The organism is Escherichia sp. MOD1-EC6162 (genome assembly GCF_002965125.1).
GTDB classification, from domain to species: domain Bacteria; phylum Pseudomonadota; class Gammaproteobacteria; order Enterobacterales; family Enterobacteriaceae; genus Escherichia; species Escherichia marmotae.
On the sequence record NZ_PTSB01000013.1, the window covers coordinates 38,862 to 64,655 of the forward strand.

At 51.7% G+C, this 25,794-nt stretch carries 23 protein-coding genes; 10 read left to right on the plus strand and 13 right to left on the minus strand.

The annotated features are described in order from the left end of the window. Position 1 precedes the first annotated feature (1 nt). From dam to hofM, 9 genes are all read right to left on the minus strand, one after another. Complete coding sequence (dam, locus tag A9587_RS12705; RefSeq protein WP_000742158.1) at positions 2-838, minus strand: adenine-specific DNA-methyltransferase; 837 nt, start codon at positions 836-838, stop codon at positions 2-4. 106 nt (positions 839-944) lie between these two features. Then, a complete protein-coding gene (gene damX / locus A9587_RS12710) occupies positions 945-2,243 on the minus strand; it encodes a cell division protein DamX (RefSeq protein WP_016249277.1) in 1,299 nt (432 codons plus the stop codon). Positions 2,244-2,334: 91 nt separating this feature from the next. Next, the gene (gene aroB, locus A9587_RS12715) at positions 2,335-3,423 is read right to left on the minus strand and encodes a 3-dehydroquinate synthase (RefSeq protein ID WP_000439860.1); all 1,089 of its coding nucleotides are present in this window, start codon (positions 3,421-3,423) and stop codon (positions 2,335-2,337) included. A gap of 56 nt (positions 3,424-3,479) precedes the next feature. After that, on the minus strand, positions 3,480-4,001 hold the full coding sequence (gene aroK, locus A9587_RS12720) for a shikimate kinase AroK (RefSeq protein ID WP_000818619.1): 522 nt from the start codon (positions 3,999-4,001) through the stop codon (positions 3,480-3,482). A gap of 400 nt (positions 4,002-4,401) precedes the next feature. Continuing rightward, on the minus strand, positions 4,402-5,643 hold the full coding sequence (hofQ, locus tag A9587_RS12725; protein ID WP_071990327.1) for a DNA uptake porin HofQ: 1,242 nt from the start codon (positions 5,641-5,643) through the stop codon (positions 4,402-4,404). Beyond that, positions 5,552-5,959 carry a HofP DNA utilization family protein gene (locus A9587_RS12730; RefSeq protein WP_016249278.1) on the minus strand — a complete coding sequence of 136 codons (408 nt, stop codon included), beginning with the start codon at positions 5,957-5,959 and terminating at the stop codon, positions 5,552-5,554. The genes hofQ and A9587_RS12730 overlap by 92 nt, the downstream gene beginning before the upstream one ends. Beyond that, positions 5,949-6,389: a HofO family protein gene (locus A9587_RS12735; RefSeq protein ID WP_105263290.1), complete on the minus strand. Its 441-nt coding sequence runs from the start codon at positions 6,387-6,389 to the stop codon at positions 5,949-5,951. Before A9587_RS12735 ends, A9587_RS12730 begins: the two co-directional genes overlap by 11 nt. Beyond that, positions 6,373-6,912, minus strand: coding sequence for a PilN domain-containing protein (locus A9587_RS12740; RefSeq protein WP_001517224.1), 540 nt, complete (start codon positions 6,910-6,912; stop codon positions 6,373-6,375). Before A9587_RS12740 ends, A9587_RS12735 begins: the two co-directional genes overlap by 17 nt. Beyond that, positions 6,912-7,691 (minus strand): DNA utilization protein HofM, encoded by a 780-nt coding sequence (gene hofM / locus A9587_RS12745; protein WP_000874538.1) that lies wholly within the window; start codon positions 7,689-7,691, stop codon positions 6,912-6,914. The genes A9587_RS12740 and hofM overlap by 1 nt, the downstream gene beginning before the upstream one ends. Positions 7,692-7,810: 119 nt before the next feature. Here hofM and mrcA point away from each other — a divergent pair, with 119 nt between their 5' ends. Both mrcA and A9587_RS12755 read left to right on the plus strand, forming a co-directional pair. After that, complete coding sequence (mrcA, locus tag A9587_RS12750) at positions 7,811-10,363, plus strand: peptidoglycan glycosyltransferase/peptidoglycan DD-transpeptidase MrcA (protein WP_001517225.1); 2,553 nt, start codon at positions 7,811-7,813, stop codon at positions 10,361-10,363. A gap of 61 nt (positions 10,364-10,424) precedes the next feature. Further along, positions 10,425-11,069: a hypothetical protein gene (locus tag A9587_RS12755; protein WP_001517226.1), complete on the plus strand. Its 645-nt coding sequence runs from the start codon at positions 10,425-10,427 to the stop codon at positions 11,067-11,069. 9 nt (positions 11,070-11,078) lie between these two features. On the opposite strand, the gene nudE is transcribed toward A9587_RS12755, so the two are convergent. After that, positions 11,079-11,639, minus strand: coding sequence for an ADP compounds hydrolase NudE (gene nudE / locus A9587_RS12760; RefSeq protein WP_001517227.1), 561 nt, complete (start codon positions 11,637-11,639; stop codon positions 11,079-11,081). 321 nt (positions 11,640-11,960) lie between these two features. Between nudE and igaA the strand changes: the two genes are divergently transcribed. The 4 genes from igaA (at position 11,961) to hslO (ending at position 16,143) form a co-directional block, all read left to right on the plus strand. Next, positions 11,961-14,096 carry an intracellular growth attenuator protein IgaA gene (gene igaA, locus A9587_RS12765; RefSeq protein WP_105263291.1) on the plus strand — a complete coding sequence of 712 codons (2,136 nt, stop codon included), beginning with the start codon at positions 11,961-11,963 and terminating at the stop codon, positions 14,094-14,096. A 63-nt stretch (positions 14,097-14,159) separates the two neighbouring features. Next, positions 14,160-14,828, plus strand: coding sequence for a GMP/IMP nucleotidase (gene yrfG, locus A9587_RS12770; protein ID WP_000547898.1), 669 nt, complete (start codon positions 14,160-14,162; stop codon positions 14,826-14,828). Between the two features lie 10 nt (positions 14,829-14,838). Then, on the plus strand, positions 14,839-15,240 hold the full coding sequence (gene hslR / locus A9587_RS12775; protein ID WP_000660493.1) for a ribosome-associated heat shock protein Hsp15: 402 nt from the start codon (positions 14,839-14,841) through the stop codon (positions 15,238-15,240). Between the two features lie 24 nt (positions 15,241-15,264). Beyond that, the gene (gene hslO, locus A9587_RS12780; RefSeq protein WP_001517230.1) at positions 15,265-16,143 is read left to right on the plus strand and encodes an Hsp33 family molecular chaperone HslO; all 879 of its coding nucleotides are present in this window, start codon (positions 15,265-15,267) and stop codon (positions 16,141-16,143) included. A gap of 149 nt (positions 16,144-16,292) precedes the next feature. Here the strand turns inward: hslO and A9587_RS12785 are convergent, their stop codons facing one another. Next, the gene (locus A9587_RS12785; protein WP_105263292.1) at positions 16,293-18,017 is read right to left on the minus strand and encodes a DUF4153 domain-containing protein; all 1,725 of its coding nucleotides are present in this window, start codon (positions 18,015-18,017) and stop codon (positions 16,293-16,295) included. Between the two features lie 377 nt (positions 18,018-18,394). Here A9587_RS12785 and pckA point away from each other — a divergent pair, with 377 nt between their 5' ends. Both pckA and A9587_RS12795 read left to right on the plus strand, forming a co-directional pair. Further along, positions 18,395-20,017 (plus strand): phosphoenolpyruvate carboxykinase (ATP), encoded by a 1,623-nt coding sequence (gene pckA, locus A9587_RS12790; protein ID WP_001517232.1) that lies wholly within the window; start codon positions 18,395-18,397, stop codon positions 20,015-20,017. 74 nt (positions 20,018-20,091) lie between these two features. Further along, the gene (locus A9587_RS12795) at positions 20,092-20,484 is read left to right on the plus strand and encodes a hypothetical protein (protein ID WP_016249283.1); all 393 of its coding nucleotides are present in this window, start codon (positions 20,092-20,094) and stop codon (positions 20,482-20,484) included. 90 nt (positions 20,485-20,574) lie between these two features. Here the strand turns inward: A9587_RS12795 and envZ are convergent, their stop codons facing one another. Both envZ and ompR read right to left on the minus strand, forming a co-directional pair. Continuing rightward, positions 20,575-21,927, minus strand: a complete 1,353-nt coding sequence (gene envZ, locus A9587_RS12800; RefSeq protein WP_001253702.1) for a two-component system sensor histidine kinase EnvZ — start codon at positions 21,925-21,927, stop codon at positions 20,575-20,577. Next, on the minus strand, positions 21,924-22,643 hold the full coding sequence (gene ompR / locus A9587_RS12805) for an osmolarity response regulator transcription factor OmpR (protein WP_001157751.1): 720 nt from the start codon (positions 22,641-22,643) through the stop codon (positions 21,924-21,926). Before ompR ends, envZ begins: the two co-directional genes overlap by 4 nt. A gap of 227 nt (positions 22,644-22,870) precedes the next feature. Here ompR and greB point away from each other — a divergent pair, with 227 nt between their 5' ends. Together greB and A9587_RS12820 are read left to right on the plus strand one after the other, a co-directional pair. Then, positions 22,871-23,347, plus strand: a complete 477-nt coding sequence (greB, locus tag A9587_RS12815) for a transcription elongation factor GreB (protein ID WP_001517234.1) — start codon at positions 22,871-22,873, stop codon at positions 23,345-23,347. A gap of 96 nt (positions 23,348-23,443) precedes the next feature. Next, positions 23,444-25,765, plus strand: coding sequence for a Tex family protein (locus A9587_RS12820; protein ID WP_000980770.1), 2,322 nt, complete (start codon positions 23,444-23,446; stop codon positions 25,763-25,765). Positions 25,766-25,794: the final 29 nt, after the last annotated feature.

Sequence of the window (25,794 nt, forward strand, 5' to 3'; positions counted from 1 at the left end):
ATTATTTTTTCGCGGGTGAAACGACTCCTGGTTTGTACAAAGCCAGCAGTTCGTCCACCTTTTTACGTGTGCCGCCGTTGCTGCTTATACTGCGTCGAACTTTGACGACATGCAATTTTGCGCGCTGATACCACTCGCGCGTTAGCGCAGTATCATGATTGGAAATCAGTACCGGGATCTGGCGATCAACCAGACCTTCAGCAATCTCCGCCAGATGCGCTTGTTGTTCAAGAGTAAAACTATTTGTGTGATACGCCGTAAAGTTGGCGGTTGCAGAAAGTGGTGCATAAGGCGGATCGCAATAAACGACGGATGCATCATCCGCGCGCGCCATGCTGTCGGCGTAAGACTCACAATAGAAAAAGGCATTCTGCGCTTTTTCGGCAAAGTGATACAACTCTGCTTCCGGGAAATAGGGTTTTTTGTAACGGCCGAATGGCACATTAAATTCACCGCGCAGATTGTAACGGCACAGACCGTTGTACCCGTAGCGATTCAGATATAAAAACAGTACCGCCCGGCGGAAGGGATCCTGACTTTTGTTGAACTCTTCGCGGAACTGATAGTAGACCTCAGCGCAATTTGTCTCAGGAACAAACAGCTCGTGAGCAGCCTGTACGTACTCATCGGTACGCGTCTTCACAATGTTGTAGAGGCTGATCAGGTCGCTATTGATATCAGCAAGGACATAACGAGAAAAGTCGGTGTTGAGAAACACCGACCCGGCACCCACAAAAGGCTCAACCAAACATTCGCCCTTAGGCAAATGTCGTTTAATATCATCAAGCAGGGGATATTTGCCCCCTGCCCACTTCAAAAAAGCGCGATTTTTCTTCATGCTGACTAACTAATTACACCTTCTCCGGCTGTGGAGAAAGCTCCGACAGCATCCAGCGCTTCAGGCAGTTCCCGCAACGGTAAACCATTGCGGGAAATAGCCTTGATTACTTCAAATCGGCCTGTACCTGACGCAGCGGTTTCGCCCACGGGTTTTTGGCCTGAACATCGGCTGGCAATGTAGATACCGCTTTTTTCGCTTCTTCTTTCGAAGCGTACACGCCAGAAACCAGGACATACCACGGCTGACCGTTACGCGTCGTTTCATAGACAACGTAGTTTTTCAGATTCTCTTTCTTCGCCCAACCGTTCAGGTTGTCGTAGTTAGAAGAACTGCTTAGCTGCAGAGTGTAATGGCTGGACGGTGCCGATTTCAACGAGCCGACATTGCCTGTAGTCTTCGCCCCAGCGGCTGGTGTTGCCGTGGTTTGCGCCGGAGATGCCGTTTGTGCAGGCTCCGTGCTGGCGGTCGCTTTTGGCGCAGGCGTTGCTACTGGCGTAGAAGTCGCAGCAGGTGCCCTGGTGCTCACCACTGGCGCAGCCGGTTCAGTATGCTTCGGCTGTTGTGCTACTGGCTTCGGTTCCGTTTTCACGGTTGCTTGCGGTTTCTTCGGTTCAATCACCGTCTGCTGACGTGCCGGACGCGTGGTGGTCGGACGTTCAGCAGTTTGCGTTTTCGCCGTATCACGCGATGCATTGCCATTGCGAACTGGGGCTACAGTCGCAGGTTCGGTCGGCAGCGTGGAGTTGACCGCCACATTGTTCAACTGCTGCTGATTTTGTGGTTGTGTCAGCGCGTTATTCAGATCGCCCTGCACTTCAACACGTTGCTGCCCATCCATTGCCGCCGGGGATTGCCCCTGAGTCGGCGTAGAAGAGATCGGTGGCAGAGAAACATCCTGCTGGGTATTTTGCGCAGACGTGGTTCCCGGCGCTGGCTGCACACCATTCGCCTGATCGACCGCATTACCAGAAAGATCAATACTCTTCTCACCAGACGCAGTTTGATCGCTGGAAGAGGTCGAGGGGGCTTTTAGCGCAGAACCGATACCGATGATCAACAACAACAGAACCAGAATGCCGACGCCCATCATCATATACTGACGAGAAGCCGGTTTGCTGGCTGCTTTTTTACGCTTACGCGGACGACGCTCTACGCGCTCTTCATCCACAGCTTCATCTTCGGAATCATCAATTTCTTCTTCGATTTCCGGTTCCTCATTGCGCTCTTTTTGCGCACGAGTCGGACGGCGATCGTCAGTGTCATCAAGTTCAATATCATCAAAATTGATCTGCGGTTCGCCACGTTCAGTACGTTCTGAACGCTCAGAAGATTGACGAGAACGACCAGTACGACGATCGCTGGGATCGGGTTTCAGCTCGTCTTCTGGTTTGAATTCATCCATTTAACACCCCACTAAAAGGTTAATGCTTACCACGTTGCAATTAACCTGAAGCTAATAGACCACTTAATAAGCGGCCTGACCTTTCTTGTTGTTACGCTGATTGACAATCGGCAATAGCATTAAGAACAAGCTCGTGCGATACGCCGCCGCGAACTTCGCTTTTACCAATTGCCAACGGAAGAATTAAGCGCATTTCTCCCGCAAGGACTTTCTTGTCACGCAGCATATGCGGTAAATATGCCTGCGCGGACATTTCGCGCGGCCCATTAACCGGTAACCCAGCCCGCGTGAGCAGAGTAATAATACGCTGCGTTTCGGCAGAACTGAACTGCCCAAGACGTTCCGACGTCCGCGCCGCCATCACCATACCTGCAGCAACCGCTTCGCCGTGTAACCAATTGCCATAGCCCATTTCAGCTTCAATGGCATGACCAAAGGTATGTCCCAGATTCAGTAAAGCACGTAAGCCGGATTCGCGCTCGTCGGCAGCAACAACTTCTGCTTTCAGCTCGCAACAACGACGAATACAGTACGCCATTGCCGAACCATCCAGACCGAGCAATGCATCCAGATTATCTTCCAGCCAGTTGAAAAACTCACCGTCAAGAATAATGCCGTATTTGATGACTTCCGCCAGCCCCGAAGCTAACTCTCGCGGGGGAAGCGTTTTCAGACAGTCGAGATCCACCACCACGGATGCTGGCTGATAAAAAGCGCCAATCATATTTTTACCGAGGGGATGGTTGACTGCGGTTTTGCCGCCGACGGAAGAGTCCACCTGCGACAGCAGTGTCGTCGGGACTTGAATGAAGCGAACACCGCGCTGATAGCTCGCCGCTGCAAAACCGGTAAGATCGCCCACTACACCGCCGCCAAGCGCTACCAGCGTCGTATCGCGACCGTGCGGCTTTTGCAACAACGCCGTAAAAACGGTGTCGAGCACTGCCAGGCTTTTATACTGCTCGCCGTCAGGAAGGATAACGCTATCAACGTTAACACCCGCCTGTTCAAGTACGCCGCGAACCTTATCGAGATACAAGGGAGCCAGGGTTTCGTTGGTGACCAACATCACCTGCTCGCCCGATTTCAGCGGTAAGAATGAAGCTGGTTCGTTAAACAAACCAGATGCGATGGTAATTGGGTAACTACGTTCCCCGAGAGTAACGACTATCCTCTCCATAACGCGACATCCACCTTAATTACTGTACCCGCAGACGAGTGTATATAAAGCCAGAATTAGTTGCTTTCCAGCATGTGAATAATCTGGTTTGCGACCACTTTGGCGCTTTGATCATCAGTACGAATGGTCACGTCGGCAATCTCTTCATACAGCGGATTGCGTTCATTAGCCAACGCTTCCAGAACTTCACGCGGCGGCGTTTCAACGTGCAGCAACGGGCGTTTTTTATCACGCTGCGTGCGCGCAAGTTGCTTTTCGATGGTCGTTTCAAGATAAACGACAACACCACGTGCGGAAAGACGGTTACGCGTTTCGCGGGATTTCACAGAGCCGCCGCCAGTAGCCAGCACAATACCCTGCTTCTCGGTCAACTCATTGATGACCTTTTCTTCGCGTTCGCGGAAGCCTTCTTCGCCTTCTAAATCGAAAACCCAGCCCACATCAGCTCCGGTTCGTTTCTCAATCTCTTGATCGGAATCGTAAAATTCCATATTGAGTTGTTGAGCTAACTGGCGCCCAATAGTGCTTTTTCCGGCACCCATAGGCCCAACCAGAAAGATATTGCGTTTCTCTGCCATTTTTTCGGTACTACTAAGACTATTCGTTAATGATAAACCCGCTTCGCTCAGAGAGCGCCGCAGGACATGAACTGAAACCTCATAAGATATTGCGAGAGTCAGACTGAAAATTATCTCAATACTCCAGCGGGTTTGGCAACTGAATAAATCGCCCCTCCCTCTGCATATCTGGTCGTTGCAGGTGCACTGCCTTGCTATCACCGCTCTGGCGATAAATCACCGGGTAAGATTAGCGTAAAAAAGACAGCAAAATGCCGCGTGAAAGATAAATCACCATCATATAACGCAGGCAGCAAGGAACACCGACTCTCAAATCGGTACTCCTTGTATGCTAAATACCTGCGCACGTCAAATAGATGAAACATGTTCAGCATAAAAACATCGCCGTTTTTGCGGTGATTTACTCACTGGAAACCAACCGTGGCGTGATAAACACCACTAACTCACGTCGTTCATCTTCTTTTCCGTCATGACGAAATAATTGCCCGAACCAGGGGATATCGCCCAGCAGCGGTACGCTATCCTGTCCCGATTTATTTTTACGGGTAAAGATGCCGCCCAGTGCCAGCGTTTCTCCGCTTTTGACTTCAACCTGCGTTTCGATCTCCTGTTTATCAATCGCCAGCACTTCGCCATCGGCCTGTTGTAGTACTTGCCCCGGCACGTTCTGGCTGATGTGTAATTTCAACCGGATGCGGCCTTTTTGTAACACTGTAGGCGTGACCTCCATTCCCAGTACGGCCTCTTTAAATTCCACCGACGTCGCGCCGCTTTCACCGCTGGAAACCTGATACGGGATCTCGCTTCCTTGTTTAATGCTGGCAGGCTGGAGATGCGAGGCCAGCAGACGCGGGCTGGCGATAATATCCAGTTGCTGTTTTTGTTCGAGTGCGGAAAGCTCCAAATCCAGTAAACGCCCGTTGATGCGCCCAATGTTAAACCCGATATGCGTCGTCGCCGTCGCCACGGAAAGATCGCTTCCAAGTGCGGTCACTTGCCCAACGCCGCCAGCTTGTTGCGCATCTGCCAGCGTCCATTTCACCCCCAATTCCCGCAAACTTTTTTCATTAATAGTGACAATGTGCGCCGACAGTTCAACTTGCCCGACCGGCAAATCCATTTGCGCAACCCACTGTTCCAGCGCAGTTAACGCAGCTTTGTTATCACGTAGCAAAAGGCGATTGGTGCGTTTATCGACGGTCATACTGCCTTTGGCGCTAAGCAACTTCTCCCCTGCTTTCGCCAGCTCTCCGGCATCTGCGTATTGCAGAGTAATATTGCGATTTTCCAGCGGAAGATTCGCCTGCGCCCGCGCCTGTTCAGCCTCCTGACGGGCGATATTGTCATTCTGCCAGGCAACAGAATGCACCGAGAGAATGTTGCCTTCCTGGCGCGTTATCAGCCCGGCGCTTTTCACTACGGTTTGTAGTGCCTGCTTCCAGGGAACGTCAGTGAGATGTAATGACACCGTACCGTTGACGTCAGGCGAGACCACCAGGTTTAACTTTTCCTGTTCAGCCAGTGCCTGTAAAACCTGAGCTACCGGAACATCATCCACCATCAGCGTGACTTTTTGCGGCTTTGCCGCCTGTACGATGGGTATCATGATTATCAGCAGTAGCGCGGCTATCCATTGCTTCATTTTTATCTCCTTGCCGTTGCCACAACCACTGTGGCGGTTCGCAGTTTTTTCCGGTTCTCAGCGTTAATGTTTCTGGCGTCAGTTGAAAAATCGTCCAGCCATTCTCCAGCACATCGTTTTGCTGTACCCGTCGCCATTTCTTTTGGCCATCTTTTATTACGCCAATAACGCGGTCGCCTCGCCCTATTATTCCCTGATAACGCCACTGGCTGAGTTCGCTAATCCGGCATATATCCTCCGACGGTTTAAAAGGGTCACGCATCCCCGTTAAAAGGCATAATGCAACACCCGCCAACAACCAGCGTTTACCCCTCATGTGGCGTCTCCAGTTGTAGCGTGAACAAAAGTTCATCACCTTCCACGCTTAACGAAAAACGGCTCACGCTGACATTGCGTTCTGCCAGGCGTGTAAATGCAGACGGCACCGCTTCCCAAAGCGTTTTCAACGCCAACTCGCCTCCCTGGGCGGACGGGTGCCAGTAAACCAGTTGCGCGCCGGGCAACTGAAAATCCAGCGGCGAAAATGGCAATGTCTTTTCTTCGCTGATGAGAGTGGTATCTGCCAGGCGATACAGTGCGACGGATTGCTGGTGATTCGTTGCTCGCAGTCGGGTTAATGCATCGCTCTCTTCCTGGCGTGCCAATGAAAGAAAGAGGAGCGTGAATAACACCAGCAACCAGAGCGTCCACCCAAACAGGCGGATACGGGGTGATGTGGCATACCACCAGTCAAAGAACGTGTTCATCGCTAACTTTCCTTGTTAACCGATACTCAAATTGCCAGCGTCCTTGTGCATCCTGCTGCGTGGCCCCACGCTGGTTGAGCTGAAAAGTAGCATCCTGACGAAGTGACGTTTCCAGCGCATTTAACGCGGTAATGTTCGCCGTAAGTCCCTTTACCTCCAGCGTTCCCTGCTGCCAGCTTATCGTGGTCAGCCAGGCGTGCTCCGGTAAAAGCGTCGCCAGTGACTCCAGTGCAGATTGCCAGTCGCGGGTAAATTGTCGCTGGCGCTGACGTTGCAAACGCTGTTCGCGAAATTGTTGGCGCTCCAGCAAACGCGGCTTAGTAACCTGTAAGCCACGGGCAAGTTGCTGTTCTGCCTGAAGTAAAACAGCATCTACGCGAGCTTCGGCGTTGCTTGTCAGACGCAGCATTTGCGTTATCACAACAGCCAACAGCAAAGGAGCAACGAACATCAGCAACCAGAAGCGAAAAAAGGTTGTCCGGCGTTGCTGTCGCCAGGGCAAAAAATTGATTGGCGGATTCATCAGCGCGTCTCCCCAAGCGCCAGACCCAGCGCAATAGCGAAGTCTCCACCAGGCGGCGGTAGCGGCGGCTGACGAACAGAAACCGCGTCCCAGGGGTCAAACCCACCTTCACCACATATCGCGACACTTTCGGGGTCAACAGCTAACGCCGCCGCCAGCTCATTCGCGCTTGTCATCCCTACCGCCAGTTTGCGCCCCCAGCTATAACGCGTCGCCCATAGCCACTGTTCGTTATCACGCCAGGCCAGGCACCGCTGATGAGAGGGTAAAAAAGGCAGGAATCGCTGCAAAGCGCAGGCGTCTGGGGTAATCGCACTAACGTGAACACGCAATCTTTCTGCCAGGGTAAGCAGCGTCGCCAGCTCTTTGCTTTGCGCAGCGGTCACGTTATAAGCAGGGCTTAGCGAATCTTCGCTGTAATCAAAGCGCAGGGAGTCCGGTTCCATATCCAGCTCGCGGGCCATCGTACCTGTCAGCCAGGCCGTTTGCTCCCGTTCACCGAGGGACATCGCCGGACGCGGTATTGCCCTCTGTAACGTGCGGCTGGCAGGAAATGCCAACATAATGTGATGACGGCGCGGCAGTTCACGACTCCACGGTAACAACGTTTTGGCCAGCCGTTCCGCGTCAATAATGCGCCCATCTTTGATAATGTCTGTTGCCAGCGGCAAGCGCCACCAGCGTTGTAAAAAGCATTCTTTAGCGCCACGCACGATAGCAACCGCCACCGCTTCTTGCTGTTGTAAATGCAAACCAATTTGCCAGATCTTAAATGCCATTGTGATGATCTCCTTATCCCCCGTCACTCTGACGGGTATATCAATGCGTCTGGCTTGCCTTTATACTACCGCGCGTTTGTTTATAAACTGCCCAAATGAAACTAAATGGGAAATTTCCAGTGAAGTTCGTAAAGTATTTATTGATCCTTGCAGTCTGTTGCATTCTGCTGGGAGCAGGCTCGATTTATGGCCTCTACCGCTACATCGAGCCACAACTGCCGGATGTGGCGACATTAAAAGATGTACGCCTGCAAATTCCGATGCAGATTTACAGTGCCGATGGCGAGCTAATTGCTCAATACGGTGAAAAACGTCGTATTCCGGTTACGTTGGATCAAATCCCGCCGGAAATGGTGAAAGCCTTTATTGCGACGGAAGACAGCCGCTTCTACGAGCATCACGGTGTTGACCCGGTGGGGATCTTCCGTGCGGCAAGCGTGGCGCTGTTCTCCGGCCACGCATCACAAGGGGCGAGCACCATCACCCAACAACTGGCGAGAAACTTCTTCCTGAGTCCAGAACGCACGCTGATGCGTAAAATTAAGGAAGTCTTCCTTGCGATTCGTATTGAACAGTTGCTGACGAAAGACGAGATCCTCGAGCTTTATCTGAACAAGATTTACCTCGGTTACCGCGCCTATGGTGTCGGTGCTGCGGCACAAGTCTATTTCGGTAAAACGGTCGATCAATTGACGCTGAACGAAATGGCGGTGATTGCCGGGCTACCGAAAGCCCCCTCCACCTTCAACCCGCTCTACTCTATGGATCGTGCCGTTGCGCGACGGAACGTCGTGCTGTCGCGAATGTTGGACGAAGGATATATCACTCAACAGCAGTACGCTCAGACACGCACTGAGCCGGTTAACGCCAACTATCACGCACCGGAGATCGCCTTCTCAGCGCCGTATCTCACCGAAATGGTACGCCAGGAGATGTATAACCGTTACGGCGAAAGCGCTTATGAAGACGGTTATCGCATTTACACTACCATTACCCGCAAAGTGCAGCAGGCCGCACAGCAAGCTGTACGTAATAACGTTCTGGACTACGACATGCGTCATGGCTATCGCGGCCCAGCCAATGTGCTGTGGAAAGCAGGTGAGTCAGCGTGGGATGACAAAAAGATTACCGATACGCTGAAGGCGCTGCCGACCTATGGTCCGCTGCTGCCTGCCGCGGTCACCCGCGCCAACCCGCAGGAAGCGACAGCAATGCTGGCGGACGGAACATCTGTAACGCTGCGAATGGAAGGAGTGCGCTGGGCGCGGCCTTATCGTTCAGATACTCAGCAGGGACCGACGCCGCGTAAAGTGAGCGATGTTGTGCAAACAGGTCAGCAAATCTGGGTTCGCCAGATGGGCGATGCCTGGTGGCTGGCACAGGTGCCGGAAGTGAACTCTGCGCTGGTATCTATCAATCCACAAAACGGCGCGGTTATGGCGCTGGTTGGTGGCTTTGACTTCAACCAGAGCAAATTTAACCGCGCCACCCAGGCGCTGCGTCAGGTTGGTTCGAATATCAAGCCTTTCCTCTACACCGCAGCGATGGATAAAGGTCTGACGCTGGCAAGTATGTTGAACGATGTGCCGATTTCCCGCTGGGATGCAGGCGCGGGTTCTGACTGGCAGCCGAAAAACTCACCACCGCAGTATGCCGGTCCAATCCGTTTACGCCAGGGGCTGGGTCAGTCGAAAAACGTGGTAATGGTACGAGCGATGCGTGCGATGGGCGTGGACTATGCCGCAGAGTATTTGCAGCGCTTCGGCTTCCCGGCACAAAACATTGTCCACACTGAATCGCTGGCGCTGGGTTCTGCTTCCTTCACGCCGCTACAGGTGGCGCGTGGGTACGCAGTGATGGCTAATGGTGGCTTCCTGGTTGACCCCTGGTTTATCAGCAAAATTGAAAACGACCAGGGTGGCGTAATTTTCGAAGCTAAACCGAAAGTAGCCTGCCCGGAATGTGATATTCCGGTGATTTACGGTGATACGCAAAAATCGAACGTGCTGGAAAATAGCGACGTTGAAGATGTTGCTACCTCTCGCTCGCAGCAGAATGTTTCCGTTCCAATGCCGCAACTGGAGCAGGCTAATCAGACATTAGTGGCGAAGACTGGCGCGCCAGAGTACGCACCGCACGTCATCAGCACACCGCTGGCATTCCTGATTAAGAGCGCCCTGAACACCAATATCTTTGGTGAACCAGGTTGGCAGGGCACCGGCTGGCGCGCAGGCCGTGATTTACAACGTCATGATATTGGCGGGAAAACCGGGACAACCAACAGCTCGAAAGATGCGTGGTTTTCGGGTTACGGTCCAGGCGTTGTGACCTCGGTATGGATTGGCTTTGACGATCACCGCCGCAATCTCGGCCACACCACGGCTTCCGGCGCGATTAAAGATCAGATCTCGGGTTATGAAGGTGGAGCGAAGAGCGCGCAGCCAGCATGGGATGCTTATATGAAAGCCGTGCTGGAAGGCGTGCCGGAACAACCGTTAACACCGCCACCAGGCATTGTGACGGTGAATATCGATCGCAGCACCGGGCAACTGGCCAGCGGCGGTAACAGCCGCGAAGAGTATTTCATCGAAGGTACGCAGCCTACACAGCAGGCGGTGCGCGAGGTAGGTACAACCATTATTGATAATGGTGAGGCGCAGGAATTGTTCTAAAAACGACGCCCGGCAGCGTTAATGTTGCCGGGCTTTTTTACTATGGAAGATATCAACGAAAATGGAAATTCACTCCCCTTCTCTTTCAGAGAATTGCAGCGAAATCAGTCGTCAGTTCACCAGGCAATATGCCCCGTTCAGCCTCAACCAGACTGATTTTCTAACCATCAATGGCCTTGTTCTACGAAGATATCATCCAGATAAAGTGCCACGCCTGCACAAAGCGACTCTCTATGACATCATTGCTGTCACGTTTTTCTTGCTATTCCCTGCATCTCTCGTGATTTTAGGGATATTTAATATAGAAATTGAATTATCAGTCTGGAATAACATCACCGATGACCTTCTGTTTATACTCAACAAAAACAAAGTATTAATTATCGTATTTTGGCTACATGGTATGTTTTTTTCAGTAAAGACCTACTGGACAAGACATAAACTGAAGAAAGCGCAATCTGCTCTCTACAATCAAACAGCAATGAAGGAAGGATTGAACTTTAAAATCGATGAGACTGGTGTTAAATGCTGGAAAAAATCTGGCACCCACAGCTTTTGTGTCTGGTCAGAGATAAATGACCTTATCCCCTATAAAGATATATTTGTATTGGTTATGAACAAGTCAAGTTTTATATGGCTGAGTGATAAAGAAGAGGAAGCACTGGCGTTTATTCACGAAAAACTCGCCCAGTCACGCCAGCCTGCATAACCAGGGGCTTTACAACCGCCCCTGCCCCTTCAACCACTCGCGCACGAGGAACAGCGCACTGACATTGCGCGCTTCATTGAAGTCAGGCTCTTCGAGCAAATCCATCATATGCGCCAGCGGCCAGCGAACCTGCGGTAGCGGCTCTGGCTCATCGCCTTCCAGCGATTCCGGGTAGAGATCCTGCGCCACCACGATATTCATTTTGCTGGAAAAGTAAGACGGTGCCATGCTGAGCTTCTTCAAGAAAGTCAGATCGTTCGCACCAAATCCCACTTCTTCTTTTAGCTCGCGGTTAGCGGCTTCATAGACACTTTCACCGGGGTCAATTAACCCTTTCGAAAATCCTAACTCGTAGGATTCAGTTCCCACTGCGTATTCGCGGATCAAAATCAGGTGATCGTCCACAATCGGCACAATCATCACGGCTTCCCGGTTGGTTGGACGCATTCGTTCATAAACACGCCGCACGCCGTTGCTGAACTCCAGATCCACGCTTTCGACGGTAAACAATCGGGAACGGGCTACAGTTTCAACATTCAGAATGGTGGGTTTTTGTAATGATTTGCTCATCGTGGAATCTATGCTGTGAAATCAGCAGTTATTGTGCGATATCGGACACGCTTTCGGCAATGTGAATTGCATGTTATTTACATTTACGTAACCTAATAAATAATCATTCTCAAATCAAATAAAAAGTCAATAGGTTGAAATAAGTCCAGGAATTTGCTGATATTCCGCCCTCAGAGGGTTTGCTATGATCAGCGGTTACTGGGATGCGCTTAATGATGCTCAAGTTCAACTCCACGCTTGCCGATAGCCAACCGCAGAATCCTATATTGTGTCCAGGATGCGACTAACCACACCTGACAAATTAAGTAAGATGGGGAAAGCATGAGCACCATTGTGATTTTTTTAGCTGCTTTGCTGGCCTGCTCACTACTTGCAGGATGGCTGATAAAAGTACGCTCCAGGCGACGTCCACTGTCCTGGGCTAACGCCTTCGCTGATGCGCAAACGCGCAAACTCTCTTCTGAAGAACGTAGCGCCGTTGAAAATTATCTCGACAGTCTGACGCAGGTTTTGCAGGTTCCCGGCCCAACGGGTGCCAGCACGGCTCCTGTTTCTCTGACCCTGAACGCCGAAAGCAACAACGTCATGATGTTGACGCACGCTATCACACGTTATGGCATCTCTACCGACGATCCCAATAAATGGCGCTACTACCTTGACTCGGTAGAAGTCCACCTGCCGCCTTTCTGGGAGCAGTACATCAACGACGAAAACACCGTTGAACTGATTTATACCGACTCACTCCCATTAGTCATTTCACTCAACGGCCATACGCTGCAAGAGTATATGCAGGAGACTCGTGGTTACACGTTACAACCTATTCCATCAACGCAGGCATCGATTCGCGGAGAAGAAAGCGAACAAATTGAATTACTCAATATTCGCAAAGAAACGCACGAAGAGTATGCGCTTAGTCGCCCGCGTGGGCTGCGTGAAGCGTTACTGATTGTCGCCTCCTTCCTGATGTTCTTTTTCTGCCTGATTACCCCGGATGTCTTTGTTCCGTGGCTGGCTGGTGGCGCATTACTGCTGCTGGGAGCAGGCCTGTGGGGGCTATTTGCACCGCCGGCAAAATCATCCCTGCGGGAGATCCACTGTCTGCGTGGTACGCCGCGTCGTTGGGGATTATTTGGCGAAAACGATCAGGAACAAATCAACAATATCTCGCTCGGTATTATCGACCTGGTCTATCCCGCGCACTGGCAGCCTTATATTGCCCAGGATCTGGGGCAGCAAACGGATATCGATATCTACCTTGATCGGCATGTGGTACGCCAGGGACGCTATCTTTCGCTGCATGACGAAGTGAAAAACTTCCCGCTGCAACACTGGCTACGCAGTACGGTTATCGCTGCCGGATCGCTGCTGGTGCTGTTTATGCTGCTGTTCTGGATCCCGCTGGATATGCCGCTGAAATTCACCCTCTCCTGGATGAAAGGCGCGCAGACCATTGAGGCCACCAGCGTTAAACAACTGGCAGATGCCGGAGTACGTGTAGGCGATACCTTACGTCTTAGCGGTACAGGGATGTGTAATATCCGCACTTCCGGCACCTGGAGCGCGAAAACTAATTCACCGTTTTTGCCATTTGACTGCTCGCAGATCATCTGGAATGACGCCCGTTCATTGCCATTACCAGAGTCTGAACTGGTCAACAAGGCCACGGCACTGACCGAGGCAGTAAACCGCCAGTTGCACCCGAAACCGGATGATGAATCTCGCGTCAGCGCCTCATTGCGTTCAGCAATTCAGAAATCCGGCATGGTACTGCTTGATGACTTTGGCGACATTGTGCTGAAGACGGCTGATCTCTGTGCTGCCAAAGATGATTGTGTACGGTTGAAAAATGCGCTGGTAAATCTCGGCAACAGTAAGGACTGGGACGCACTGGTAAAACGCGCCAACGCCGGAAAACTCGACGGTGTCAATGTGTTACTCCGTCCGGTGAGTGCAGAATCACTCGATAACCTGGTGGAAACCTCTACAGCACCATTCATCACTCATGAAACGGCGCGAGCGGCGCAATCACTGAATAGCCCGGCACCGGGAGGATTCCTGATTGTCAGCGACGAAGGCAGTGATTTAGTCGATCAACCGTGGCCTGCGGTTTCGCTTTATGATTATCCACCACAAGAGCAGTGGAACGCCTTCCAGAAGCTGGCACAAATGTTGATGCATACGCCTTTTAACGCCGAGGGGATCGTCACCAAAATTTTCACCGACGCCAACGGCACGCAGCATATCGGCCTGCACCCCATCCCGGATCGCTCCGGACTGTGGCGCTATCTGGGCACGACATTGCTGTTGCTAACGATGCTGGGCAGCGCCATCTATAATGGCGTGCAGGCCTGGCGGCGATGCCAGCGTCACCGTACCCGTATGCTAAAAATTCAGGAATACTACGAAAACTGCCTGAATTCGAAACTGCTGACATCTTCAGAAAGCCTCATCGAATAACACGTTTGCGCGGCAGGTTATGCTACCCTGTCGCGCAAATTGCTTCACTCTGGAGATTCCCCCATGCATATCAACATTGCCTGGCAGGACGTAGACACCGTTCTGCTGGATATGGACGGCACACTGCTCGACCTCGCTTTCGATAACTATTTCTGGCAAAAGCTGGTGCCCGAAACCTGGGGCGCGCAGAACGGTGTCACGCCACAAGAAGCGATGGAATATATGCGCCAGCAATATCACGACGTGCAGCATACGCTAAACTGGTACTGTCTTGATTACTGGAGTGAGCAACTGGGCCTGGATATTTGCGCGATGACCACCGAAATGGGGCCACGCGCCGTGCTGCGTGAAGATACAATTCCGTTTCTTGAAGCTCTGAAAGCCAGCGGCAAGCGGCGAATTTTGCTCACTAACGCCCATCCGCACAATCTGGCGGTAAAACTCGAGCATACCGGTCTGGACGCACACCTTGATTTATTACTTTCCACCCACACATTTGGTTATCCGAAAGAGGATCAGCGGTTATGGCATGCGGTGGCCGAAGCTACGGGTCTGAAAGCTGAAAGAACGCTGTTTATTGATGACAGCGAAGCGATTCTCGACGCTGCCGCGCAATTTGGTATTCGTTACTGCCTCGGCGTTACTAATCCCGACTCAGGGATTGCTGAAAAACAGTATGAGCGCCATCCGTCACTGAATGACTACCGCCGCCTGATCCCCTCGCTAATGTGAAGGAGACGCCATGAAAGAAAAACCTGCTGTTGAGGTTCGACTGGATAAATGGCTATGGGCCGCCCGTTTTTATAAAACCCGCGCGCTGGCCCGCGAAATGATTGAAGGCGGTAAGGTGCATTACAACGGGCAGCGCAGCAAGCCGAGTAAAGTCGTCGAACTGAATGCCACGCTCACACTGCGCCAGGGAAATGACGAGCGAACAGTAATTGTGAAGGCGATTACTGAGCAGCGTCGCCCCGCCAGCGAGGCGGTCTTGCTGTATGAAGAGACTGCGGAAAGTGTAGAGAAACGCGAAAAAATGGCGCTGGCACGTAAACTTAATGCCTTAACCATGCCGCACCCGGACCGACGCCCGGACAAAAAAGAGCGCCGCGACCTGTTACGATTTAAACACGGCGACAGTGAATAACTGTCACCTGCAAGAGAGATGATTATGCCGCAACATGACCAATTACATCGCTATCTGTTTGAAAACTTTGCCGTGCGCGGCGAACTGGTAACCGTTTCGGAAACCCTGCAACAGATCCTTGAGAATCACGATTATCCGCAGCCGGTGAAAAACGTGCTGGCAGAACTGCTGGTCGCAACCAGCCTGCTGACCGCTACACTGAAGTTTGATGGTGATATCACCGTGCAACTACAAGGCGACGGCCCGATGAATCTGGCGGTCATCAACGGAAACAACAAACAACAGATGCGCGGCGTCGCACGCGTGCAGGGCGAAATTCCAGAAAATGCCGATCTGAAAACGCTGGTCGGTAACGGTTATGTGGTAATTACCATTACGCCGAGCGAAGGCGAACGCTATCAGGGCGTCGTTGGTCTGGAAGGTGATACCCTGGCAGCTTGCCTGGAAGATTACTTTATGCGTTCTGAACAGTTGCCGACGCGCCTGTTTATTCGCACCGGCGAAGTAGATGGTAAGCCTGCCGCTGGCGGCATGCTGTTGCAGGTGATGCCTGCGCAAAATGCCCAGCAGGATGACTTCAATCACCTGGCGACACTGACCGAAACCATCAAAACCGAAGAACTGCTGACCTTACCGGCAAACGAGGTTTTGTGGCGTTTGTATCACGAAGAAGAAGTGACGGTTTACGATCCGCAGGATGTTGAGTTCAAATGCACCTGCTCGCGTGAACGTTGCGCCGACGCGCTGAAAACGCTGCCGGATGAAGAAGTAGATAGCATCCTGGCGGAAGAAGGCGAAATTGACATGCATTGTGATTACTGTGGTAACCACTATGTGTTCAATGCGATGGATATTGCCGGGATCCGCAACAACGCATCTCCGGCAGACCCGCAGGTTCATTAATTAGTAAATCCGGCAGAGACAACTCTGCCGGATTTTTTGTCTTAATAGCCTGATGCGCTGCGCTTATCAGGCCTACGGTATAAATCGCAAGTTATTGTAGGTCAGATAAGGCGTTCGCACCGAATCCGGCAAAAATCAGATGCGCGTTGTCACTCATTCAGATTCAAATCCAGCGTTTCACCATCCACCGTAAGATCGCGCCACGCTTTAGGCTTCGTCCCCAGTTTTCCCTCCTTCGCAGCAGTGAGTAATTTTTCTTTCGTTATTTCGCGCGGAAGTAAACTCATCGTAAGCTCTTGCCATTCTTTCTTGTCAGGATCAAAGCCATAAACAATATATCTTTCACTATTAAAAGCGAAAAGAATCCCCTCTGCCCTGCCATCACTATTCAGATCTTGCTCAACCAGTACACAGGCGTCTTTTTCAATACATATCATCGCGTTATAGAGATTTTTCATCACTGCCGACCAGAATGTCGCATCCGGTTTGCCAGAACCTGGGGCAATTAATACATTATCGGCTAATGCTTTTTCCGATATCCGCTGCTGAAGACGCTGGACTCCATCAAACGCCATAAGCAGACTCCGTCTGCGTTTCGGGTCTTTCATATACTCGACATCGCTTTTCAGCGACTCGAGCGCCGCACGTCCATAGCGACCGCTCTGTTCGAGCATGTAGATACTCACCTGGTCTGGCGTGTTTTTGCCGCTCTGATAACGCGCCATATGACTGTTCACGCTAATGCGCATACTGTCCAGCACTGGAGAATTAAGCAATACCAGTATCACCAGCACCAGCAACGAAACCGCAAGATTCACTTTACCCTGAAGAACAAGGGGATTTTGCCCTTTACGCCAGACAATACTGACAAAATATCCCAGCGACCAAACCAGTAACACCACCACAGCCAGCGCACCATGCAAGCGTTCGGCAGTCCAGCCGTACTGAGCAACCCGCAACCATAACGCCCAGGCGGCGATCAGCACATACAGCGGCGTAACCAGCAGAGCGGTTTTAATCAGGTAACGCAACGGGCCAGCCCAGGGAATTGATGCTTTTTGCGGATCGCGGACAACGGCCATTAAAAGCAGTTGCAAAAAGGCCAGCGTCAAAAGCAACCCGGCGGCAGAGATATGGCGAGAAATCGCATTCAGGCCCGCAAACGGCAGGGTGATAATAAACAGCAGCGTCAGCAATGACACCAACGGCAGTAAACCCGTGGCAATTAACGTGAACAACTTTTGAATTGAGTCAATTAAACGTGACTGTGTCCGCGCCAGGATCACCGCCAGCGCAGTAACCAGCCCAAGCGTAAGATAAATAAACCAGTCGGATGAAAAAAAGAGCGTTTTGAAAAACGTGATGCCAACAAGTTTAAATAACTCACTCCACAGTAAAAGCACCAGCCACGTCAGGCCATTGGTGATAAAAATCACTAATAATACAAGTACGTTATGCCATACCGACTGGTAAAAATAGCTATAGCGGGTAATGTCATTGTGCACACGCAGGCTCTGTTGTATCCACGGCAGCAACATCACTCCCATCAACAGCAGATAACAACCAAAATCCCAAAGCGCCTTTTCCGCTCTCCAGGGACTCATGCCATCAATTTGCCACTTCAGCCAGCCGCTCATCCCGAGAGTGGCAATCAACACTATCGCCAACCATCCCCAAAGTCGCTTCTGTTTGAAGGACACCACGGTGAAGAGTAAAACAGATGAAAGCGCCAGGGTCGCAGGCACACCATAGACAATCCAACTGTTATTTTTTCCGGCAAGCCAGGTTATCAGCAAGTAGCAAACCAGCCCCTGGAGTAATCCGGTAGCAACCATTCCCCAGCGTGTTACGGGTGAAAGTTCAACGTTGTCCATGTTGGTATCCAGATTCGAAAGGAGAGTTAATTATCGCATCCAGGCAGGACTAATTTGCTTTTTTCAGAAAATAATCAAAAAAAGTTAGCGTGGTGAATCGATACTTTATCTATTGAATTTTCATCAGTTTCATAAATGAATGCGATTACGCTCACAATATCCCTGCCATATAAACCAATTTTTAACCTTTTAAGAACATTTTCCACACCGGGAATGCTATTTCTGCGATAATAGCAACCGTTTCGTGACAGGAATCACGGAGTTTTTTGTCAAATATGAATTTCTCCAGATACGTAAATCTATGAGCCTTGTCGCGGTTAACACCCCCAAAAAGACTTTACTATTCAGGCAATACATATTGGCTAAGGAGCAGTGAAATGCGCGTTAACAATGGTTTGACCCCGCAAGAACTCGAGGCTTATGGTATCAGTGACGTACATGATATCGTTTACAACCCAAGCTATGATCTGTTGTATCAGGAAGAGCTTGATCCAAACCTGACCGGTTATGAGCGCGGGGTGTTAACTAACCTGGGTGCTGTTGCCGTCGATACCGGGATCTTCACCGGCCGCTCACCAAAAGATAAGTATATCGTCCGTGACGATACTACCCGCGATACCTTCTGGTGGGCCGACAAAGGCAAAGGTAAGAACGACAACAAACCTCTCTCTCCGGAAACCTGGCAGCATCTGAAAGGCCTGGTGACCAAACAGCTTTCCGGCAAACGCCTGTTTGTCGTTGACGCTTTCTGTGGCGCTAACCCGGACACTCGCCTTTCCGTGCGTTTCATCACCGAAGTGGCCTGGCAGGCGCATTTCGTCAAGAACATGTTTATTCGCCCGAGTGATGAAGAGCTGGAAGATTTCAAACCAGACTTTATCGTCATGAACGGCGCGAAGTGCACCAACCCGCAGTGGAAAGAACAGGGTCTGAACTCTGAAAACTTCGTTGCGTTTAACCTGACTGAGCGCATGCAGTTGATTGGTGGCACCTGGTACGGCGGTGAGATGAAGAAAGGGATGTTCTCAATGATGAACTACCTGCTGCCACTGAAAGGCATTGCCTCCATGCACTGCTCCGCCAACGTTGGCGAGAAAGGCGATGTTGCGGTGTTCTTCGGCCTTTCCGGCACCGGTAAAACCACCCTTTCCACCGACCCGAAACGTCGCCTGATTGGCGATGACGAGCACGGCTGGGATGATGACGGCGTATTTAACTTCGAAGGCGGCTGCTACGCGAAAACCATCAAGCTGTCGAAAGAAGCAGAACCCGAAATCTACAACGCCATCCGTCGCGATGCGCTGCTGGAAAACGTCACCGTGCGTGAAGATGGCACTATCGACTTTGATGATGGTTCAAAAACCGAGAATACCCGCGTTTCTTATCCGATCTATCATATCGAAAACATCGTTAAGCCAGTCTCCAAAGCGGGCCACGCGACTAAAGTGATCTTCCTGACCGCAGATGCTTTTGGCGTACTGCCGCCGGTTTCTCGCCTGACTGCCGATCAAACCCAGTACCACTTCCTCTCAGGCTTCACCGCCAAACTGGCCGGTACTGAGCGTGGCATCACCGAACCGACGCCAACCTTCTCTGCCTGTTTCGGCGCGGCATTCCTGTCGCTGCACCCGACTCAGTACGCAGAAGTGCTGGTGAAACGTATGCAGGCGGCGGGTGCGCAGGCATATCTCGTTAACACCGGCTGGAACGGCACTGGCAAACGTATCTCCATTAAAGATACCCGCGCCATTATCGATGCCATCCTGAACGGTTCGCTGGATAACGCAGAAACCTTCACCCTGCCGATGTTTAACCTGGCGATCCCAACCGAGCTGCCGGGCGTAGACACGAAGATCCTCGATCCGCGTAACACCTACGCCTCTCCGGAACAGTGGCAGGAAAAAGCTGAAACGCTGGCGAAACTGTTTATCGACAACTTCGATAAATACACCGACACCCCTGCGGGTGCCGCGCTGGTCGCTGCTGGCCCGAAGCTGTAATCAGTTAAGTTAAGAGACAAAAGCCCCCGTTTCGCAAGATACGGGGGATTTTTTATAGTAGAAAGGAAGCATCAATGAGCTACGATTTAATGGTGTTTGAACGTAGTGCAGCCCCACAAGATCCGGCTGTTTTTATGGAATGGTATGAGAAGCAAACTTCGTGGAGTGAACAACACGACTACAATAATTCAGAAATAAGCAGCCCCGCCCTTAGAAATTTTTACTCAACTCTGATTCAAACCTTCCCTAATTTAAATGGGCCGGATGCCCCCGATGACGAACAGTTCGATAAGCTGGATGAGTCAGGATTAGATGTTTATTTGACCGACTATTCAATTGGAAAAAATATTATCTATATGGCATTTAGCTGGTCTGTAGCAGATGACGCATTGAAAAAAGTTCGTGAAATAGCTCACCTTCATCAAGTTGGTTTTTGCAATGTAAGTAGCAATATGGAAGTTGAATAATCTTATCAACACGATGAGTCTATATTCTCGTGTTGTGAGCATAATGTATTAGAAGCGAAAAAAACGGGAGGCTCATCGCCTCCCATTTTTTTACCCTTCTTTTGTCGTGCCCTGCGCTCGCGTGACCGGTACAGGCAACCAGGCGCGAATGGAAAGCCCGCCTCGCTCGCTGGTGCCGAGCTCCAGCATCCCGTTATGGTTATCGATGATACGCTGCACAATTGCCAGCCCTAACCCCGTTCCGCTAATGGTGCGCGCGCTGTCGCCGCGGACAAACGGCTGGAATAAGTGCTTACGCTGCTCTGGTTCAATACCAGGACCATCATCTTCCACCTGGAACCAGGCGCGATTCGGCTCCGTACCGCTACTGACTTTAATCCAGCCATTGCCGTAACGGGCGGCGTTCACCACCATATTTGCCACTGCGCGTTTGATGGAGAGCGGATGCATTTTTACTTCAATGCTGCCCGGCTCAAGCGCGGTTTCAATTTCCCGCTCATAGCCACTTTCCGCAGCAATCACCTCACCAAGCACGGCATTAAGATCGGCCAACTCCATCGGCATCTCCTGCCCGGTACGTAGATAGTCGATAAATTGCTCAATGATGGCATTGCACTCTTCGATATCCTTGTTGATCGATTCCGCCAGGTAGCCATCCTGCTCACTCATCATCTCCGTTGCCAGGCGAATACGCGTCAGCGGCGTGCGCAGGTCATGACTCACCCCTGCCATCAACAACGTGCGGTCATCCGCCAGTTGCTTGACGCCAGCCGCCATATGGTTGAAGGCACGGGTAACCGAACGCACCTCCGAAGCACCATATTCACGCAGCGGCGGAGGAATAATCCCCTTACCCACCTGCAAAGCCGCATGTTCGAGATCGACTAACGGTCGGTTCTGAATACGAATAAACAGCCACGCGCCGCCTATCGCCAACAGCATTATCGCCAGCGTATAGCGGAACAGCGGGGAGAAATCACCCTGATGAATTTCGGTCAGCGGCACACGCACCCAGATATTGGGCGACAGCCAGGTTTTCAGCCAGACGACAGGCGAGCTTTTGTTGACCTCGACGCGAACTTCCGTCGGACCGCCCAGTTGCTGCGCCATCTGATGGCTTAAGAATTCATAGTGTTGCGCCCAACGCAGCCCTGCCTCTTCGGCAGCTTCGTTGGAATAGAGAGAGATCCCCAGCTCACGGTAGATCTCCCGACGAAAAGCGGGAGGCACAACCAACTGCGTGCCGTCCTCCAGTTGCAGTTTGTCGGTCATCAACATACGTACTTCGTATGCGAGGACTTTATTAAACTGCTGAAGGCTCGGCAAAATCGCGAAGTTCAGTACCACCAGGTAAGTCGTCACCAGGCTGACGAACAGCAAGGTGACGATGAGCAATAACGTGCGGGCAAATGAACTTCGTGGCGAGAAGCGCAATCGCCTCATGCTTTAGAACCGTCCGGCACGAAGACGTAGCCCAGACCCCAGACGGTCTGAATGTAACGTGGGTGCGCCGGATCTTCTTCCACCATGCGGCGCAGACGCGAGATCTGCACGTCGATGGAGCGTTCCATTGCGGAATATTCACGTCCACGGGCAAGGTTCATCAATTTATCGCGGGAGAGCGGCTCACGCGGATGACTGACCAGCGCCTTCAGTACCGCAAATTCACCGCTGGTGAGCGGCATCGGCTCATCTTCACGGAACATTTCGCGCGTACCGAGGTTAAGTTTGAACTTACCGAAAGCAATTACCGCTTCTTCCTGCGACGGCGCGCCCGGCAACTCGTTCGCCTGACGACGCAGTACCGCACGAATACGAGCCAGCAGTTCACGTGGGTTAAACGGTTTCGGAATGTAATCGTCAGCGCCAATCTCCAGGCCAACGATACGGTCAACTTCTTCCCCTTTCGCCGTCACCATAATGATCGGCATCGGGTTACTCTGGCTACGAAGACGTCGGCAAATCGACAAGCCATCTTCACCAGGTAACATCAAATCCAGTACCATAAGATGGAAAGATTCACGGGTGAGCAGGCGATCCATCTGTTCTGCATTAGCGACGCTTCGAACCTGGAAGCCTTGTTCGGTGAGATAACGCTCCAGCAGCGCGCGCAGGCGCATGTCGTCATCGACCACCAGAATCTTGTAGTTCTCTTGCATTGTTTATACTCCCAAAGGTTCGCAACAATTTGTAAGCGTGTATTCTTAAAAAAGCTTACGTTCGTCACCAGCTAAATCTGGTATAAATTTCAGCCTAAATTGTTACAAAGCATATTAAACAGCAGTTTAAGTATACAATTTATTCGGCGGAACATTATTGATTCTGTTGATATGATCACGTTATACCCAATGTGCGCATTATCAAACAGACAAAGGGAATCAACGAGATGAAAACGCCCCTGATTACCCGGGAAGGGTATGAAAAACTCAAACAAGAGCTCAATTATCTCTGGCGTGAAGAACGCCCCGAGGTCACAAAAAAGGTGACCTGGGCTGCAAGTCTGGGCGACCGCAGCGAAAATGCTGACTATCAGTATAATAAAAAGCGCCTGCGTGAAATCGACCGCCGCGTGCGCTACCTCACTAAATGCATGGAAAATCTCAAAATCGTCGATTATTCCCCGCAGCAGGAAGGCAAAGTGTTCTTTGGCGCGTGGGTGGAGATTGAAAACGACGATGGTGTTACCCACCGTTTTCGTATCGTCGGCTACGATGAAATTTTTGGCCGTAAAGATTACATCTCTATTGATTCCCCAATGGCCCGCGCATTGCTGAAAAAAGAGGTTGGCGATCTGGCGGTGGTGAATACCCCTGCCGGGGAAGCGAGCTGGTATGTTAATGCCATCGAGTATGTGAAACCGTAAGGAAGAGTCTTAACCTCCTGCCGATGGCTGGCATTTTTGCCAGCCAGTCCGTATAACTATCCCCTGATTTTTGATCCGAAAAGATGAACTCAAACCATGATGAATGATTCGTTCTGCCGCATTATTGCGGGTGAAATTCAGGCGCGCCCGGAACAGGTTGAAGCCGCCGTTCGCCTGCTTGACGAAGGGAATACCGTGCCGTTTATCGCACGTTATCGTAAGGAAATCACCGGCGGTCTGGATGACACGCAGTTGCGTAATCTGGAAACGCGTCTGGGATATTTGCGCGAGCTGGAAGAGAGACGTCAGGCGATCCTCAAGTCCATTTCTGAGCAAGGTAAACTCACCGATGAGCTGGCGAATGCCATCAACGCCACTTTAAGCAAAACCGAACTCGAAGACCTCTATCTGCCCTATAAACCTAAACGCCGCACCCGTGGGCAAATCGCCATTGAAGCAGGTCTTGAGCCGTTAGCTGACCTGTTGTGGAACGATCCATCGCAAACGCCGGAAATTGCCGCTGCGCAATTTGTTGATGCTGATAAAGGCGTAGCGGATACCAAAGCCGCGCTGGACGGCGCGCGCTATATACTGATGGAACGTTTTGCCGAAGATGCCGCCCTGTTGGCGAAAGTGCGTGATTATCTGTGGAAGAACGCACATCTGGTCTCAACCGTAGTGAGCGGTAAAGAAGAGGAAGGGGCAAAATTTCGCGACTATTTCGATCATCACGAACCGCTGTCAACGGTGCCCTCTCACCGCGCGCTGGCGATGTTCCGTGGGCGTAATGAAGGCGTACTCCAGCTTTCGCTGAATGCCGATCCGCAGTTCGACGAGCCACCGAAAGAGAGCTATTGCGAACAAATCATTATGGATCACCTCGGCCTGCGCCTGAACAATGCTCCGGCGGATAGCTGGCGCAAGGGCGTGGTGAGCTGGACCTGGCGCATCAAGGTGCTGATGCATCTGGAAACCGAACTGATGGGCACCGTGCGCGAACGCGCAGAAGATGAAGCAATCAACGTTTTTGCCCGTAACCTGCATGATCTGCTGATGGCGGCTCCTGCCGGGCTGCGTGCGACGATGGGTCTCGATCCGGGTCTGCGTACCGGGGTAAAAGTAGCGGTAGTCGATGCGACCGGTAAACTGGTGGCAACCGACACCATTTATCCGCACACCGGGCAGGCCGCAAAAGCAGCGATGACCGTTGCTGCTCTGTGCGAAAAACATAACGTTGAACTGGTGGCGATTGGTAACGGTACGGCTTCCCGCGAAACCGAGCGTTTCTATCTCGACGTTCAGAAGCAGTTCCCGAAAGTGACGGCGCAAAAAGTGATCGTCAGCGAAGCAGGCGCATCGGTTTACTCTGCTTCCGAACTGGCAGCACAGGAGTTCCCGGATCTCGATGTTTCTCTGCGTGGCGCGGTATCTATCGCCCGTCGTTTGCAAGATCCGCTGGCGGAGCTGGTGAAAATCGATCCGAAATCCATCGGCGTGGGTCAGTATCAGCATGACGTCAGCCAGACACAACTGGCTCGCAAACTGGATGCAGTGGTGGAAGACTGCGTAAACGCCGTTGGCGTCGATCTCAACACCGCTTCTGTTCCGCTGTTAACTCGCGTGGCGGGTCTGACGCGCATGATGGCACAAAACATCGTTGCCTGGCGCGATGAGAATGGGCAATTCAAAAACCGTCAGCAATTGTTAAAAGTTAGCCGTTTAGGGCCTAAAGCCTTCGAGCAGTGTGCGGGCTTCCTGCGTATTAACCACGGCGATAACCCGCTGGACGCGTCTACCGTTCACCCGGAAGCCTATCCGGTGGTCGAACGCATTCTGGCGGCAACGCAACAGGCACTGAAAGATCTGATGGGTAACAGCAGCGAACTGCGTAACCTGAAAGCCTCTGACTTTACCGATGAGAAATTCGGTGTGCCGACGGTAACCGACATTATCAAAGAGCTGGAAAAACCGGGTCGCGACCCGCGTCCGGAATTTAAAACCGCTCAGTTTGCCGATGGCGTCGAGACAATGAACGACCTGCAACCGGGTATGATCCTCGAAGGTGCAGTCACCAACGTCACCAACTTTGGCGCGTTTGTCGATATCGGCGTACATCAGGACGGTCTGGTTCACATCTCTTCCCTGTCGAATAAGTTTGTGGAAGATCCGCACACCGTGGTGAAAGCGGGTGACATTGTGAAGGTGAAAGTGCTGGAAGTGGATCTCCAGCGTAAACGTATCGCCCTGACCATGCGTCTGGACGAACAGCCTGGTGAAACCAACGTCCGTCGTGGCGGCGGTAACGATCGTCCGCAAAACAACCGCCCGGCAGCAAAACCGCGTGGCCGTGAAACGCAGCCTGCCGGTAACAGCGCGATGATGGATGCGCTGGCAGCGGCGATGGGCAAAAAACGTTAAACACCCGACTGGCCTACGGTTCAGCTTTG